This is a genomic window from Orbaceae bacterium lpD01 (assembly GCA_036251705.1).
In the GTDB taxonomy this organism is placed as follows: domain Bacteria; phylum Pseudomonadota; class Gammaproteobacteria; order Enterobacterales; family Orbaceae; genus Utexia; species Utexia brackfieldae.
The window spans coordinates 1997302-2014594 of the sequence record CP133959.1; the positions used below are offsets into that span (position 1 = coordinate 1997302).

Genomic DNA, 17293 nt, shown 5'->3' on the forward strand with positions numbered 1-17293 from the left:
CGACCTTGATACTCTTTAGTTGATAATTAATTTATAGCGCCAATACGGCTTAAACGTATTCCGGTTGGCCACTCATTAGGTTGTTTTTCAAAACTCATCCAAATTGCAGAAGCTCGACCGACTAAATTTTTTTCAGGCACAAATCCCCAAAAACGACTATCTTCACTATTGTCGCGGTTGTCACCCATCACAAAATATTCACCTTGCGGAACGATCCATTGTCCGTCCGGTAAACCGTTATTTTGCTTATGAAAATCGCTACTTTTATAAATAACCATTGGCCAGGCAAGGATTTGATGTTGATGTTCGCCTAAGGTTTCGCTGCGTGTATTTAACGTCAATGCTCGCGCAGAGCGATCTAACGAAGCACGTTTATCAGCAAATTGTCCTTGGGTGTAAAAATTACTTTGATTTTTAGCAAAAACTTGCATCCAGTCACTTTGCTCAACTGGCGTATAACTTAAATCCAGCGATGCAACAGCATTATTGTCACAGTTAGCCTCGTCCGCTTGGCAAGCAGGATAGATCGACAGCTCTTTAGTATCTGGATTATAAACGACTTTATCGCCCGGTAATCCTACTACACGTTTGATATAATCAATACTTGGATTACCTGGATATTTAAACACCACCACATCACCACGTTTAGGATGGCCGGTTGGAATAATGGTCGTATTGGTAATCGGATCTTTCAATCCATAAGCAAATTTTTCAACCGCGATAAAATCACCGACCAATAAAGTTGGCATCATTGAACCTGAAGGAATTTGAAAAGGCTCATAAATAAAAGAACGGATGATAAATACGAAACACAAAACCGGAAAAAGAGACGCTAAAGAGTCGATCCAGTTTTTTGGTTTAGCCACTTGAGCAAGCACATTACCATCAATCTTGCCATCAGTTTGTTTACGCACTTGCTCGACTTGACGTTGTCGAGCTGGCCGCCACTTGAACTTTTCCAAAAACCACAAAATTCCCGTAAACAGGGTCGCCACTGTTAATATAATGGCAAACATTCCAGCCATTTTTTATCCTCTATTGATATTATTATGGAAATCATCGGTATAGGTCATAGTCGTTATTCCTTACCAACATGTAAGATGGCTAAGAAAGCTTCTTGTGGTAATTCAACATTACCAATTTGCTTCATACGCTTCTTACCATCTTTCTGTTTCTGTAATAGTTTTTTCTTACGGCTCACGTCACCACCATAGCATTTTGCTAAAACGTTTTTACGTAACTGTTTAACCGTTGAACGAGCAATAATATGGTTACCAATAGCGGCCTGAATAGCAATATCAAATTGCTGGCGGGGAATGAGTTCTTTCATTTTTTCGACTAATTCACGGCCTCGATACTGCGAATTAGCCCGATGTGTAATAATCGCTAAAGCATCCACTCTATCGCTATTAATCATGACATCAAGTCTGACCATATCTGAGGTTTGAAAACGTTTAAATCCGTAATCTAATGAAGCATATCCCCGTGAAGTTGACTTTAATTTATCAAAGAAATCCAGCACAACCTCAGCCATCGGAATCTCATAAGTTAAGGCAACTTGATTACCATGATATACCATATTAGTTTGAACACCACGTTTTTCAATACAAAGTGTGATGACATTACCTAAATAACTTTGCGGAACTAAAATGTTACACTCAGCTATCGGTTCACGCAATTCTAAAATATTATTTAACGGCGGTAATTTAGCTGGGCTATCAACATAAATAGTTTCATTTGAAGTCGTGACAACCTCATAAATTACGGTTGGCGCAGTGGTAATCAGATCGAGATCATACTCACGTTCAAGACGTTCTTGAATAATCTCCATATGCAATAAACCTAAGAAGCCACATCGGAATCCAAAACCCAATGCTGTCGAAGTTTCTGGTTCATAAAATAGTGATGCATCATTCAAACTCAATTTGGCCAGCGCGTCACGGAAAGACTCATAGTCATCAGAGCTGGTTGGGAATAGTCCAGCATAAACCTGAGGTTTTACTTTTTTAAAGCCAGGCAAAGCTTTATCTGCTGGTAGTCTGGCTGAAGTTAAGGTATCGCCAACGGGCGCGCCTTGAATATCTTTTATGGCACAAACTAGCCAACCTACCTCACCACATCTTAGCGTCTCTTTATCAATCTGTTTTGGCGTAAAAATACCTAGACGATCGACACCATAAACCATACCTGTGCTCATAACTTTAATTTTTTCGCCTTTTCTGAGCACACCATTTTTGATTCGAATTAATGACACCACGCCTAAATAGTTATCAAACCAAGAGTCGATGATTAATGCTTGTAATGGCGCCTCAGGATCGCCTTGCGGTGCAGGAATGTCTTGAACTAAACGCTCGAGAACGTCAATCACACCTTCGCCGGTTTTCGCAGAACAGCGCACCGCATCAGAAGCATCTATACCAACAATATCTTCAATTTCTTGCGCAACGCGCTCTGGATCAGCGGCCGGTAAGTCAATTTTATTCAGCACAGGTACGACTTCTAAATCCATCTCAATTGCGGTATAGCAGTTTGCTAATGTTTGCGCTTCAACACCTTGTCCGGCATCGACAACTAATAATGCGCCTTCGCAAGCCGCTAATGAGCGAGAAACTTCATAAGAGAAATCGACGTGGCCTGGTGTATCAATAAAATTAAGCTGATAGGTTTGACCATCTTTAGCATGATAGTCGAGCGTGACACTTTGTGCTTTGATTGTTATACCGCGCTCTCTTTCCAAATCCATTGAATCCAGAACTTGGGCTTCCATTTCACGATCGGATAATCCACCACAGATTTGGATAATACGATCTGATAAGGTTGATTTACCGTGATCAATGTGAGCAATTACTGAGAAATTTCGGATATTTTTATTCATACTTATGTCTACTTACACCTAAAAATTAAACTCTACAATGATAAATTTAAATAAATTGAGAGCAGGATAATTTAATGCTGAGCATTCTACACATTAATGAGCATTAAGCATAGTATTACGTATGATTTAACGTGATGTTTTAACTTCAATATCTTGTGCGATTTTGGTTATCGTGGTTAACGGTAAATTACCGATAATCATGATTTCTTTATCTTTAAGCTGTGTCACAAAAATAGTTTGTTCACCTTTTTGCAAGCTATAAGATTTTGTTGGCACGGTATTTTCTGAAACATTTACCGTAAATGAGAAAACGCCGTCAGAATATAGTCGAGAACTGATACCATGTTCATTAAAATCGATCTGGGAGTGTGAACGCTGCGTAAAACCACTGGGAATCCAGTTGAGTTGCCATTGATCATCCAAAGTATTAGGTTGTTCAGATCCAACTACCAATGGATTGATCTGAGATTTATTCAAATAAGCCAAAAACAGATTTTTTTCATTTAATGAAGGAGAAAAATCAACCACTTTAAACTGTGCTAATAAGCCATTATTCAGGTCATAAAGATCGATTCGAAGCGGAATCCGTGTCTCATCATCGAGCCATAATATGTAACTATAACGATTCTTATCTTTGGCTAAGATACGTATTAATTGACAACTTCGATTAGCTACTCGTGCATTACCAATAAAAAAATAATCATAATATTGGTTCAATTTATTAAAATCATTAAATATGACATCAGGAAAAGCATCGACCATTCGAAAGCTATTCATGGAAAATGATGCATGATCTTGCTGATAGTAACTAATAACATTATCTTTTTGGATAATCTCTTTGGCCAGCCCCTCTAGCTTTATCAACTGAGCATATGTTTTATCATCAGCAACTATATGTCGATATTTGAAAGTACCCACTAATTTATCTTCAACAGTATTTAAAAAAGAGAATTCATAATCTTTTTTTATTACTGCATCGCGCATACTGTTTAGTATCTGTACGGTATCTGGCTGATTTGGTGATATTGATGTTGCACTAATTTCTTTGCTATCAGCCTGAGAATAGCCAATCTGAGGAAAAAACAGCATAACACCAATCGTCGACATAACCACAAAAGCCCTATTAGAAAATAGGGCGATTAAGGAGATAAGCCTTTGGAATAACTGAAATTTAGTGATTTGCATTTAAACGTTTTTGTAACTCATAATCTTGCAATAAAATAGAAATTTTTTCGTACTGCTCTTGAGATAGTTTACTGCCATTCATAATATAATCAGGTGACTCGACAACACTATTCATGCCACCGACTGGAGAGATACCAACACCAACCGGCTGAGTATTAAATGTAGGTATGCCCGTTACTGACTCATTTTTACTGGCATAATACTGTACACCAGCAATAATCGATAAAGTAATACAAGCAGCAAAGCCGACTTGCGCAATTCGAGTGCCAAATTCAGTCAATTTTGGCCAAAATAACTTTTTAGTATCCGGCATCTTAACAGCAGTTGGTATAGACTGATTCTGATATTCAGGTTCAATCTTTTCATCAGTAATAGCTAGCGCAATCTTTTCAGAAAGTGAAAGATTAATCATTTGTTCATGCAAAGAATGGTGCAGTACATCTCGGGTGAGATGATAGCGATGCCAACAAGCTTGCATCTCTTTATCAGATAATAAAGAAGAAATAAACTTGCTATTTTGCTCTAATTCACCGTCCATGAATGAAGATAACTTCTCTTTTTGCATATTTGACACCTTAAAATTGTCTCTATTTTGGCCTTTCAAACCTTGGTTTACACCTGTCTATCGAAGCAACAAAATTATAGTAACAGCTTTATTTTTTCGTCTATCGCTTCACGCGCTCTAAAAATTCGGGAACGCACTGTGCCTACGGGCGTATTCATAATTTCAGCAATTTCTTCATAACTAAGACCTTCAATCTCTCTTAGCGTAATTGCTGTCTTTAAATCGTCAGGAAGAGACTCAATTGTGCCAAACACAACACGTTTAATTTCATCTGACAACATTAAACTTTCGGGATTATCAATATCGTGAAGATATTCACCACCTTCATAATTTTCTGCTTCTGTCGCATCAATATCTGATGATGGAGGCCTGCGTCCCTGCGCAGTTAAATAATTTTTTGCTGTATTGACCGCAATTCTGTACAGCCATGTATAGAAAACACTCTCGCCTTTAAAACTAGCCAAAGAGCGATAAGCTTTTATAAATGTTTCTTGAACTACATCCGGCACTTCAGCCTGTAATACATATCTGGAAACTAAATGCGCAAGCCTATTCTGGTATCGAATAACCAGCAGATTATAAGCATTTTTGTCTCCTTGCAGAACACGTTCAACCAATACACCATCGGTTAATTGTTCACCCATACTCCGGCCATACCCCTTAAATAACTAATCTTCATGGCCCAATATGAAAAGTTTATGAGCTTTTACGTTAGATTAGAGTTCGATAAAAAGAAAAAGTTCCAAGCATTTTACGCTGATTTGCCAGTAAATGGGAGTTTTTTAGCAAAAAACAAATAAAAAACAATTTAAATCAATATGTTACTATTAGTGTTATTTTCAGGTAATGAATATGAAAACAGCAATTTATCTTTTATTTACAGATAAAAGAAAAACGATAACCTATCATCGATATGGCGTGATTGGCTTAAAAAGAGGCATGATGTCAAAATCGAGTTAACACAAATAAGAAAAATTAGTCCGTCTGCTAACGGCTGATCTGAAGCATTATGACCGTTTTAAACAAAAGGAATAACTTGACGTTTACCATCATTATTAACAATGATTTCATAAAATTGTGGTAAATTGAAATTAACCGACGAGCTCGAGGCAAAAGTAAAGCGATCGTCGGATAAAGTATAAAACTCATTCACGTCCTTTATCATACGATGTTTACTGCCATCACATTGACGATAAATCTCGATCTGATTGAATTCATTCAGTATATAAAGATCAAAACCCGCTTTGGTATCCTCAAAAAAGAACTGAATAATACCTTCACAAGCCACACTATCAATCGCTTCAGGGAGCTCATTGGCATTATCTAATATATTCAATGCCGTGCCTTGCAATTTATTATTTGAAATTGCCCCATAAAAATCAACAGTATTATCAAAACGATGAACGGAAACACCAAGCCGTTCGAAAAACAGTCCCCAGGATTTACCAGCAAAACGCAACGGTTTAAATTTAACAAGATTCTGCTGCGTTGAACTCAGTCGTAGCTCAACACACCTTTTAGTTAGCGTTTCTAGTTGCTGAGTAATCGTCGACTGAAGATGTTGGCTATAGCAGAAAATCGCCAAAGAATCGGGCACATCAGAATTTTTATGCATTAAATTCAAGAGCGTCTGCAGCGCATCGAGTACACTTGATTGACCTGTGAAGTGAAGTGTTCTAATCTCATTCCATGAGTTACGATATAATAAGTCAATCGAGCCAATCAAGCTGATTTCGCCTTCACCATAATTCAAAACATCTATCGATAATGGCTCAAGATCCTCAACAGAAGAGGATAAATTTTCAGTCGGGTCCTGCTCTAAATTAATTATCATGGCAAGATGGCGAATCTCAAAAGAGCCCGATAATGCTTCTTCTGTTGCTGCAGGTACCTTGATTGGGAAATAAGCCGTTAAGTCCGCAATTAACTGCAATAGCTTGCTGTCGTCCCGTTTACCATTATCCCATAAAAAGAGTGAAGTCTTGGCCATAATTAAATTATTAAAATAACACCAGGCGACAAGCTTCAATAAAGAAGGACTAAACTCCAGATATTTGCTCCCAGTAGTGTATTTCATATTAGGTTCTTTATCATAAACATACCAACCAACGCGGTTTACTCTATCCTCATTAACATGAATAAAGGTTAAAGCTTGCTCAGCAAGTTCAGTCGAGATATTTGGATTAATAATCGAGACTTTACCGGGTAGTACCTCATAGGTTGCATACAATTTTCGGGTAAGAACGGCCAGATCTTGTGGGCTAATTAACGAGTCCAAATTATTACGACGTCCAAAACTGAGCAAATTTCGATAACTGGTCATCATCGCATTGAGTAAATCGTTATAAACCTGACGAACCTGGGTAATTTTCCATTGTTGGCAGCTATCTAAGTGCATGAGTTTATTGTTATCCCATCCCCATTGGCTGACCAGCGTTTGTAAAATCTGTCGTCGCCAATTGAGCGAAGACGCTTTAAGAGATAACTTCTCATTAATTTTAATATAAAAACACTGTCGGGCTAATTCTAAGCGTTCATGATCATCTATGGCCAGCAAATAGTGCGTCACCTTTTCAAGCATCATATAGTAGGGATCAAGATAAAAATGATCTAATTTGAATGCATGAAGCTGCTGCTTCATTTGCTGCGCAATAAATTGGGTCTGGGGATATTCCCATGAATAAGCTTCTAATAAGAGTGATTTTAGTACTGCTTTATAAGGCGAATCAATACTTTTATAAAGTTGCCATAGGCTGGCACCAAAATACTCTTGAGCAGAAAGCGAGATTAACGACCCAAAATCAATCCACTTATCAGGATTGATGGCTTTGCTATTAACTAAGACTTCAATACAGGACTCATAATTAGGATATTGGATACCGTCAATAATCAAATCAGGTGGCACACGAAACCACAATAATAATTTACCCGCTAACAAATTAGCGGTACGATAAAACTCTTCAAGCAGTAAAATATGCTGTGCAGAACCACAATTATCCCCGATTAAGCAATCATGATAGTTATTACGAAAACGATTAATGTCGACAATAAAGAAAAGTAATTCGACATCTAATGTTTTTGCCCATGCTTCGATTAACTGACATTTTCGCAGCAACTTACTTTTTTCATCATTTGAAAGTGGCTGTTCAATACAGATCCAAATATCTAAATCTGAACTTTCCGACTGACCTAATGAGCTGGTACTTCCCATTGAATATAAACCAGCAATTCTAGGAATAGCATGAGAGGCAGCTGCATCTGAATCAAGTTGAATATTCAATTGTGCTAAGATGGCGGTATCGGGAGAATAATCAGCAATGCCGTGTACTACATCATCACTCTCATATCCAGGTAATTGAGGTGAATGAAAATGAAATAGACAGGGAAGTATTTTAAAAACAAACTGATAATGATCAGACATTCCGATCAAAGCACGTTCACGCCTTAAATCAGCCAACTTTAATAGTTCATCATTTAGTTTGTCTTTGTCGAATTGCATTGAATACTATACTCAGAATAAGCGGAATTGGCGTACATTAAGCACGCTGTCTGCAATCTATCATGTTATCAGAAATAGGTAAAGTGGATTATTATAATATGTCAAATCGGTGATTTAGAAAGAATTTGAAATTAAAAATAGAGATTAAAACAGGAGTTAAAAATAAAATGCAGAGGAACAAAGATAAAGAGCAAATCAAAGTTGGTGGGTCGTGAAGGATTCGAACCTTCGACCAACGGATTAAAAGTCCGCTGCTCTACCGACTGAGCTAACGACCCAACTGGTGAAACATCACAAGATATCTCGGGGTGCTATAATACTGAGATTATTATTTTGTGCAACCCCTTTTGTTATAAATTTTATTTAATTGCATGATATTCAAACATATTGATGCATATTACTGCAAATTAGCCAATTGCTGCTTCGCCTGATTAACGATCGCAGCATCTTTTGGATATTGAGCGATAACTTGCTGAAAAATTGTTTTAGCTTTTACTTTTTCACCTTGTTCCAACAAAATCAGACCTAATTTATACATGCTCTCGCTAGCTTTAGCCGATTGAGGATAGTTTTTAATCACATAAGCAAAGTAGTAAGAAGCATCATTTTTTTGTGCTAATCCATAATTGACTTGACCTAACCAGTAGTTAGCATTGGCCTGATAAACCGATTTTGGATAGGTTTTGACAAATTGCTGAAGTGCTACAATAGCATTTTTTTTCTCTTTACCTTGCAATATAAAGCTGACGATATAGTTATAATCATTTTTATCATTGCCAGTTGGCTTCCAGTCACTCAAACCGGTCGTTGTTGACGATTCGGTAGCTTGATTATTAGTTTGGTTTGCCGAGGATGATGCAGCATTAGTGGTCGAGTCAGCCGCCATTTGTTGGAGAATAGATTTTTGTCGTTCAATCGTTTGATCGAGTTTATAGGTCGTTTCTTGTAACTGCCCTCTTAATACATCCACCTCTTGCTCTAAATCAGTAATTTGTTGCTGATATTCAGTTAATAGCTGACCTTGCGCTGTCACAATACGCTCTAATTCTGATGTAGATACCGCATGAGCCATAAATGAGGTCGATAACAGAGCAAAAATAACACTATATTTTTTTAACATAATAGAATCTCGACTCATCGCTATAAAATTTAAACATAGAATAAATAATAGCAATAATTAACAGATAGATAGAAATAACAGCTACTTTTTAACATAGCTGTTATCTAGACAATAATTAGTAAACAATAACTGCGCGACGATTTTTAGCATACGCACTTTCAGTATGACCTAATACTGAAGGTTTCTCTTTACCGTAAGACACAATCTTTATCTGCGAAGCTGAAACGCCACGACCTTGTAAATAAGCTTTAACCGCATTAGCACGACGTTCACCTAAAGCGATATTATATTCAGGTGTTCCACGCTCATCCGCATGACCTTCAATCACAATAGTGAAGGATGGATTGCCACGTAAAAATGTGGCATGGTTATCTAATACTTGCGCAAAATCCGGTTTAATATCGTATTTATCAAAATCAAAATAGATGGTATTTTGATTTTGTAATTGCTGTAGTTGTGCACTGGTGCTAGCTGAGGTGTTTAAAGCCCATCCATTAGCACTGGTGGTTGTTGCACCGGCATTACTATCCTCACTACCACTATTTGTTGATGAACATGCTGTGATAGCAATCACAGGTAATGCGATTAATAATCCTTTAACCAATTTAGAAAATTGCATAATCATTCCTTACATTAAGAGACTAACTTATTTAGAAACTACAAATATGGTGACCAGGCTGGAAATCTAACCTGACCATCAGTTGCAGGTAACGTGGCTTTAAAACGACCATCAGCTGAAACTAAATTTAAAATAGAACCAAGCCCTTGTGTCGAACTATAAATAATCATCATGCTATTAGGTGAAACACTCGGAGTTTCATCTAAAAAAGTATTGGTTAAAATCTGATAAGCACCCGTATCAAAATCATAGCGATTGATAAATTGTCCATTTGGTGTTGTTGTGATCATAGCCACAAAACGACCATCAGGTGATACACTCGGATCCTGATTTTGCAAACCATCCCAGGTTAAACGTTGTGGTGTGCCACCATTGATATTAATCGTATATAATTGCGGACGCCCGGCCTGATCTGAGGTATAAACCAATGTCTGATTATCTGGCATCCACGAAGGTTCCGTATCATTACTCCGACCAGAGGTCACTCGAGTAATATTGCGGGTTTGCATATCCATAACGTAAATATTCAGGCTGCCATCTTTAGATAGTGCAAATGCCAGTTTACGACCATCCGGCGAAAATGCGGGCGCACCATTATGTTGAGGAAATGCCGCAATTGTTTCCAGAGCACCGGTTTCTAATGTTTTCATCACAAGTGATGAGTGCCCCCCCTCAAATGTCACATAAACCAGTTTTTTACCATCAGGAGACCATGCTGGCGACATTAGAGGTTCAGTTGATTTATGCACGACGATTTGATCGTATCCATCATAATCAGCAATGCGTAACTCATCGGTAAATTTGCTATTGGTTGTCTTCACAATATAAGCTATTCGAGTACGGAAAGCCCCTTTCTTACCCGTTAGTGTCTCAAAAATTTCGTCACTCGCCGTATGAGCGGCATATCGTAACCAACGCTTAGCCACAGAATACTGGTTTTGAGATAAAATCGCACCAGGAGTATTCAAGGTATCGACCATTTGATAGGTAATAAGATAATTACCATCATTACCTGGCTGAATACTACCAATGACAACAGCATCAATACCCAATTTACGCCAATCTTGTGCATTTACTGCTGAAGGTGTTTCAGGCATCTTCGGCATATCACTGGTTTTAATTGGATTAAATTGACCACTATTACGCAAATCGGCAGCAATCACTTCATCAATATTAAGCGGCGCTTCACCAACACCACTCCACTTAAAGGGAACAATTGCGATAGGCTTAGCTGTATTTACACCATCAGTGATAACAATTCTCACGTCAGCATAACTGGCTATACTTAAACACAACAACAGACATCCTATTGTTATTTTGTATAGAGATTTAATCATTACAATCCACCTTTAAATAAGCTTAAATTAATCGGCATAGTTTCATTTTTTATAATTTTAATTCAATTCAACTATTGTAATCTATTTCTGTCATCTGATTGAGACAACTATCACGATATTATCAATAGGCTGATTGACTTTTTAGTCTACAACCAGCATCCAAACCATTAACTAACGAGGGGTAAATACAATATCCATATTCTTCACTTCCTGATATAAAGCATCGGTTGCCGGCTTGGGGATAACGGCCGACTTAGCCGCTGAAATTGCTTCTCGACATAACACCGGGTCACCATCGGTTCCTGATACACTTAATAGTAAACCATCTCGGGCTATTGTGAGCTTAATTGAACAGGATTTACCGATATAGCTGTTTGCATTCAAAAATTTATTCTTAATCGCGTTATTGACTAGACTGATATAACGATCTTTTTCAGCACTTGATACGCCTTGCTGTACTTTAGGCTTAGCTGAGGTTAAATCACCTAAAATATCATTAACTGCCGCTTGTCTGTTTGACTCTTCTGCTGCTTTTTGCTTTAAGTTATCCGCTTCGACTTTCGCTTTCTGGGCCTCAGCAACCGCTTTCTGTTTTTCCGCTTCGGCGGCGGCTCTTTCTTTTTCTATACGTTGCTTTTCAGCGAGTGCTTGCGCCGCTCTTAACTTGGCCTCTTGTTCGGCTTTTTGTTGTGCCAATAATATTTGTTTTTGCTGTTCTTCAAGCTGCATTTTTGCCTGAGCAGCGGCAGCTTCTGCTTGTTGTTTCGCTTCCTGAGCGGCTTGCGCTGCAGCTGCCTCTTCTTGTCGCTTGGATAACGCCGCTAAGCGTTCTTTTTCCAAATCCTTGATACGCTGCTGCTCCTGCGCCTGTTTATCTTGCAACTCTTTGGCGCGTTGTTCTGATTGTTGTTGTCGCTGTTTTTCAGCCTCTTGCACCGCTGTTTTTTGTTGCATTTGACGCTGATACTGTTCGGTCACGATCTTAGGATCAACCATAATGGCATCAACAGCATTGCCATTATCACCGACAACCGGTGAAATAGAAATAAATGCGCTGTATGCAAGTAATGCCAGTACGCCTAAATGCAAAGCTATTGAAAAAATAACTGATAATCTGAGTTTAGGTGTATTCTTTTTTGACATAATTTCCTAATATTCTTTCCTAAAACCTAAATTTGAATTATTGTCGCACTATTACCTAAAATAATCATCTACTGTGGCTGGGATTATTTGATAGGTTTTAGATACACGCACCAATAACGTGTATCTAAAATTAAGCATGAATATATTAGACAATCAAAAGTTAAATAGGTTGCGTCATTAAACCAACAGATTTTACACCAGCGGTCTGAAGTAAATTGAGTGCTTTGATAATCTCTTCATAGGGTACATTTTTTGCTCCGCCTACTAAGAAAATCGCTTTATCATTTAGCGCAATTTGCTGTTTTACTTCTGAAACAATCTGCTCTGCTGGCAAATTGGCTTGACGATTTTGATCAATGATAAGGGTATAGACACCACTATCGGACACTTCAACAATAATCGGTTTATTATCCGAGGTTGAAACCGTTTTAGATTGCGAAGCTTCTGGCAGATCAACTTCAACACTTTGACTGATAATTGGTGCAGTCGCCATAAATATTAAGACTAGCACTAAGAGTACATCTAACAGAGGTACAATGTTAATTTCAGATTTTGTCTCATAACGCTTATTACGTCGACTCATATCATTACTTCCTAACTGCAACCGCTTGGCGCTGAAGAATAGCTGTAAATTCATCGATAAAGTTGGCGTACTTTTGATCAACATGCCCGATACGAACATTTAAACGGTTATAAGCCATTACAGCCGGTATCGCGGCAAATAGACCAATTGCCGTTGCGACTAATGCCTCAGCAATCCCTGGCGCAACTAATTGTAAAGTGGCTTGTTTAGCCGAACCCAACGCAATAAAGGCATGCATAATCCCCCATACCGTACCAAATAGACCGATATAAGGACTAATTGAACCAACAGTACCTAAAAAAGGTACCTGTGTTTCAAGCGCATCTAATTCGCGATTCATCGCTAAACGCATCGCGCGTGATGCGCCGCTAAGTGAAGCCTCTGGCATTTCTGGATTGATTTTATATAGGCGTGAAAACTCTTTGAAACCTGCGTAAAAGATAAGTGAAGTACCGCTAAGATTTTCTTTATCGGAATGGCATGACTCATAGAGCTTACTGAGATCTTCGGTATGCCAGAATTTTTCATCAAACTCATCAATTTGCTTATTCGTCTGTTTCAAAACACGGCTTTTTTGAATGATAATTGCCCAAGAACCTACTGAAAAAGCTAGCAACACAAGCATTACACATTTAACCAAGATACCTGCTTTGAAAAACAGGTCAATGATATTCATATCCACTTACATAAACTCCATCATCATATTTTTAGGAAGCGCTATTGGCTTCATTTTAGTTGTATTTACACAAGCAATCAAAACAGTTGCACGACTAATTAATCGTTGATTCTGATCGCAAATCGTCTGATTAAATGTCAAAGATGCGTTTCTCACCTGGGCAATAGAAGATTCGATGGTCAACAAATCATCTAATCGAGCCGCTGACACATAATCAATCGTCATCTGCTTTACGACAAAGGCGATATTTTCCTTCAGCAAATTATCTTGGCTGATACCTGAATATCTTAACATTTCAGTACGAGCTCTTTCATAAAAAGCCACATATCGCGCATGATAAACAACACCACCAGCATCGGTATCTTCATAATAAACGCGGGCTTGCCAGCTAAACTCTTTCACAATATAACCTAACCATTAATAAAATTGATCATGTTAATTTATTATCTAATTGCCGATAAAACAGTTGGCCTTATTGCGTTTAAGACAAAACGCAAATCATAAAATGAACCTGTTTGTTACATTTGCCTAAAGCAAATCAGCTTACTCATCATATCATACAAAATAATATAACAGCTTAGATATGAAAACAATTATCATTTTAATTTAAACATAGGATATTATCAGACATTATAATTATCCTGACAATTAAAAAATAATCACACTAGTCATCGCTTGTCTCTCTGCGTATAAAAAAATACGCGCCATTTAGGCGCGCATCTTAAACATCAAAGTTATAATCTAATGAAAAGATTAATTTTTTTTATCATCTTCTCTTCTGTCGACCCAAATTCCTGTAATAACCGCCAGACAAGAAGCTAACAAGATAGCGAGAAACCAAATTAAATACCACATCTGTTTATCCTCCAGTAAAGGTTAGTATAGGGAATGTTTATTTTCTTCGATAAAGTCTTTATCTAAGCGACCAAACGTTTTGGCATAACACCAAGAGGTATATAATAAAATGATCGGCACAAAAATAATCGCGACAATAGTCATAATTGATAATGTTTTCAGACTAGACGTTGCATCCCACATAGTTAAACTTACATCAGGCATAATGCTAGAAGGCATAATGAATGGGAACGTTGTAATACCGAAAGTTAATAACACACAAGCGATAGTCAACGAAGAACAGATGAAAACCATCGCGCTTTTATTTAATGATGAAAACAGAATCGTTAATAAAGGCAGTACGGCACCTAATAAAGGAATAATCCATAGCATTGGCATACGATCATAATTTGCCAGCCAAGACACACCCGATGCGACCGTTTTATTAAGCGGATTTGATGCAGCAACGTGGCTGAGATCACTGGTTACGACATAGCCGTTAATACCAAAAACAACCCAAATTCCAGCCAAAATAAACGCGACCATCAGCACTAAAGTAGAAATTTGCGTTGCTTTGCGCGCACGTAAATAGAGCTCACCTTTGGTCTTCATCTGTAACCAAGCACCGCCTTGAGTAATGATCAGCGTTAAACTAACGATACCAGTAAGCAATGCGAATGGATTGAGTAAACCAAAGAAACTACCTTCATAGTGGACACGTAATAACTCATCAACTCTGAAAGGCACACCTTGTAATAAATTACCAAAAGCTACCCCAAAAACTAATGCGGGAACAAAACTACCAATAAATAGTCCCCAATCCCACATTGTACGCCATTTACCTGGTTCTAATTTAGAGCGGTAATCAAACGCCAATGGTCTAAAAAACAGCGCACAAAGTACCAGAATCATCGCGAAATAGAAACCAGAGAATGCAGCAGCATAAACCATCGGCCATGCCGCAAATAGCGCACCGCCAGCAGTAATTAACCAAACCTGATTACCATCCCAATGTGGCGCAACAGAATTGATCATAATACGGTGTTCACTATCAGATTTACCGATAAATGGTGATAGAATCCCAACGCCCATATCAAAACCATCTGTAACAGTAAAACCAATTAATAAAACACTAATTAGCACCCACCATATAAAGCGCAAAACTTCATAATCAAACATTGTGTATACTCCTTATCAGCTATCAATTAGTGTTGAGTTTGTTCAAAATGATAACGACCAGTTTTTAAGCTACTTGGTCCTAAACGAGCAAATTTGAACATTAAGAACATTTCAGCCACTAAAAATAGCGTATATAACCCACAAATCAGAAGCATTGAAATCAAAACGTCACTCGACGTTAACGATGAGTTAGCTACACCAGTAGGTAAAATACCCTGAATTGCCCATGGCTGACGGCCATATTCAGCCACAAACCAACCACACTCACACGCAATCCATGGGAATGGGATACTAATTAATAATAAACGGTGTAACCAGCGTTTTTGACCAATCTTATCTTTAAAAGTCACCCACACAGCACCAGCAATACCAATAAGCAGTAAGAAACCTAATGCTACCATAATACGGAAAGACCAATATAATGGGAACACTTGTGGAATTGAATCATTCACAGCAGCTTGAATTTGAGACTCAGTCGCTTGTGGAATCGTCAGATTATCCGCATGTACAAAACGCTGAAGTAATAATCCATAGCCTAAATCATCTTTATATTTATCGAATAGTTGTCTTACCGCAGGATCTTGACTCCCTTTTCTTAATTTTTCTAAATTATCATAAGCAATCATACCATTACGAATTCGAACTTCATTCGCTTTCATAATATCTTTCAGACCAAGAACTTGCGTATCCAAACTACGTGTGGTTATAAGACCCATTAAATAAGGAATTTCAATCGTATAGTTATTGCGCATCTCTTTCTGATCAGGTAAACCAACTAAAACAAAAGAAGCAGGCGCTGGAGAGGTTTCCCATTCAGCTTCAATCGCTGCAAGTTTAGTTGGCTGAACTTCTCTCATTTCATAACCTGCTTCATCACCCATCATAATTAATGAGATACAAGCACAAAAACCAAATACCGCCGCTACTGCAAAAGAGCGCTTAGCAAAAGCAGTATCGCGCCCCTTAAGTAGGTAGTATGAACTGACACCAAGAACAAATACTGAACCCGTAACATAACCTGCTGACACGGTATGGAAGAATTTAAATTGCGCAACAGAATTAAAAACTAAATCACTAAAGCTACTCATTTCCATTCGCATAGTTTCGTAGTTGAATTCTGACCCAATTGGATTTTGCATCCAACCATTGGCAATTAAGATCCAAAGTGCTGATAAGTTCGATCCTAAAGCTACAAGCCAGGTAACCATTAGATGTTTACCTTTGCTCATGCGATCCCAACCAAAAAAGAATATACCGACGAATGTCGATTCTAAAAAGAAAGCCATCAGGGCTTCAATGGCCAGAGGGGCACCGAAAATATCCCCTACATAGTGAGAGTAGTAAGACCAATTGGTTCCAAACTGGAACTCCATAGTAAGACCCGTAGCAATACCTAGTGCAAAGTTAATACCGAATAACTTGCCCCAAAACTTCACCATATCTTTATAGATTTGCTTGCCACTAACAACATATATCGTTTCCATAATCGCTAACAAAAACGCTAAACCTAACGTTAATGGTACAAAAATGAAATGATATAAAGCGGTTAGAGCAAATTGCAATCTCGATAGTTCAACGACATCCAACAACATTTTAGCTCCAAAGTCCTACAGGACATGATTATTTCCGATAACAATAATGAACAAAACATCGTTTAGATGATATCTTGCCCAGAATA

Annotated in this window: 15 protein-coding genes and 1 tRNA gene; all 16 read right to left on the minus strand. The window is 38.0% G+C overall.

What is annotated here, in order from left to right:
- Nucleotides 1–26 precede the first annotated feature (26 nt).
- Nucleotides 27–1025: a signal peptidase I gene (lepB, locus tag RHO15_09005; GenBank protein ID WVD63600.1), complete on the minus strand. Its 999-nt coding sequence runs from the start codon at nt 1023–1025 to the stop codon at nt 27–29.
- Nucleotides 1026–1078: 53 nt separating this feature from the next.
- The gene (gene lepA, locus RHO15_09010; GenBank protein ID WVD63601.1) at nt 1079–2875 is read right to left on the minus strand and encodes a translation elongation factor 4; all 1797 of its coding nucleotides are present in this window, start codon (nt 2873–2875) and stop codon (nt 1079–1081) included.
- A 126-nt stretch (nt 2876–3001) separates the two neighbouring features.
- Nucleotides 3002–3982: a MucB/RseB C-terminal domain-containing protein gene (locus RHO15_09015; GenBank protein ID WVD63602.1), complete on the minus strand. Its 981-nt coding sequence runs from the start codon at nt 3980–3982 to the stop codon at nt 3002–3004.
- A 64-nt stretch (nt 3983–4046) separates the two neighbouring features.
- Entirely contained in the window at nt 4047–4625 is a 579-nt protein-coding gene (locus tag RHO15_09020; protein ID WVD63603.1) for an RseA family anti-sigma factor, read from the minus strand.
- A gap of 74 nt (nt 4626–4699) precedes the next feature.
- Entirely contained in the window at nt 4700–5269 is a 570-nt protein-coding gene (gene rpoE / locus RHO15_09025) for an RNA polymerase sigma factor RpoE (protein ID WVD63604.1), read from the minus strand.
- 374 nt (nt 5270–5643) lie between these two features.
- A complete protein-coding gene (locus tag RHO15_09030) occupies nt 5644–8124 on the minus strand; it encodes a class I adenylate cyclase (protein ID WVD63605.1) in 2481 nt (826 codons plus the stop codon).
- 202 nt (nt 8125–8326) lie between these two features.
- Nucleotides 8327–8402: transfer RNA gene (locus RHO15_09035), tRNA-Lys, on the minus strand.
- A gap of 119 nt (nt 8403–8521) precedes the next feature.
- Nucleotides 8522–9244, minus strand: a complete 723-nt coding sequence (gene ybgF / locus RHO15_09040) for a tol-pal system protein YbgF (GenBank protein ID WVD63606.1) — start codon at nt 9242–9244, stop codon at nt 8522–8524.
- Nucleotides 9245–9359: 115 nt separating this feature from the next.
- On the minus strand, nt 9360–9863 hold the full coding sequence (gene pal / locus RHO15_09045; protein WVD63607.1) for a peptidoglycan-associated lipoprotein Pal: 504 nt from the start codon (nt 9861–9863) through the stop codon (nt 9360–9362).
- Between the two features lie 38 nt (nt 9864–9901).
- Entirely contained in the window at nt 9902–11197 is a 1296-nt protein-coding gene (gene tolB, locus RHO15_09050) for a Tol-Pal system beta propeller repeat protein TolB (GenBank protein WVD64995.1), read from the minus strand.
- 174 nt (nt 11198–11371) lie between these two features.
- Nucleotides 11372–12343: a cell envelope integrity protein TolA gene (gene tolA, locus RHO15_09055; GenBank protein WVD63608.1), complete on the minus strand. Its 972-nt coding sequence runs from the start codon at nt 12341–12343 to the stop codon at nt 11372–11374.
- A 160-nt stretch (nt 12344–12503) separates the two neighbouring features.
- Nucleotides 12504–12926 (minus strand): colicin uptake protein TolR, encoded by a 423-nt coding sequence (tolR, locus tag RHO15_09060; protein ID WVD63609.1) that lies wholly within the window; start codon nt 12924–12926, stop codon nt 12504–12506.
- 4 nt (nt 12927–12930) lie between these two features.
- Nucleotides 12931–13602, minus strand: coding sequence for a protein TolQ (tolQ, locus tag RHO15_09065; GenBank protein ID WVD64996.1), 672 nt, complete (start codon nt 13600–13602; stop codon nt 12931–12933).
- Between the two features lie 6 nt (nt 13603–13608).
- Nucleotides 13609–14004, minus strand: a complete 396-nt coding sequence (ybgC, locus tag RHO15_09070; protein ID WVD63610.1) for a tol-pal system-associated acyl-CoA thioesterase — start codon at nt 14002–14004, stop codon at nt 13609–13611.
- 474 nt (nt 14005–14478) lie between these two features.
- Nucleotides 14479–15615, minus strand: coding sequence for a cytochrome d ubiquinol oxidase subunit II (cydB, locus tag RHO15_09075; protein ID WVD63611.1), 1137 nt, complete (start codon nt 15613–15615; stop codon nt 14479–14481).
- Nucleotides 15616–15641: 26 nt separating this feature from the next.
- A complete protein-coding gene (locus tag RHO15_09080; protein WVD63612.1) occupies nt 15642–17207 on the minus strand; it encodes a cytochrome ubiquinol oxidase subunit I in 1566 nt (521 codons plus the stop codon).
- Between the last annotated feature and the right edge of the window lie 86 nt (nt 17208–17293).

Coding starts and splice junctions, on each gene's coding strand:
- rpoE (WVD63604.1), bottom strand. CDS start 5,269: ATGGGTGAACAATTAACCGATGGTGTATTGGTTGAACGTGTTCTGCAA.
- RHO15_09080 (WVD63612.1), bottom strand. CDS start 17,207: ATGTTGTTGGATGTCGTTGAACTATCGAGATTGCAATTTGCTCTAACC.
- cydB (WVD63611.1), bottom strand. CDS start 15,615: ATGTTTGATTATGAAGTTTTGCGCTTTATATGGTGGGTGCTAATTAGT.
- RHO15_09020 (WVD63603.1), bottom strand. CDS start 4,625: ATGCAAAAAGAGAAGTTATCTTCATTCATGGACGGTGAATTAGAGCAA.
- tolA (WVD63608.1), bottom strand. CDS start 12,343: ATGTCAAAAAAGAATACACCTAAACTCAGATTATCAGTTATTTTTTCA.
- ybgF (WVD63606.1), bottom strand. CDS start 9,244: ATGTTAAAAAAATATAGTGTTATTTTTGCTCTGTTATCGACCTCATTT.
- tolQ (WVD64996.1), bottom strand. CDS start 13,602: ATGAATATCATTGACCTGTTTTTCAAAGCAGGTATCTTGGTTAAATGT.
- tolR (WVD63609.1), bottom strand. CDS start 12,926: ATGAGTCGACGTAATAAGCGTTATGAGACAAAATCTGAAATTAACATT.
- pal (WVD63607.1), bottom strand. CDS start 9,863: ATGCAATTTTCTAAATTGGTTAAAGGATTATTAATCGCATTACCTGTG.
- RHO15_09015 (WVD63602.1), bottom strand. CDS start 3,982: ATGTCGACGATTGGTGTTATGCTGTTTTTTCCTCAGATTGGCTATTCT.
- lepB (WVD63600.1), bottom strand. CDS start 1,025: ATGGCTGGAATGTTTGCCATTATATTAACAGTGGCGACCCTGTTTACG.
- RHO15_09030 (WVD63605.1), bottom strand. CDS start 8,124: ATGCAATTCGACAAAGACAAACTAAATGATGAACTATTAAAGTTGGCT.
- lepA (WVD63601.1), bottom strand. CDS start 2,875: ATGAATAAAAATATCCGAAATTTCTCAGTAATTGCTCACATTGATCAC.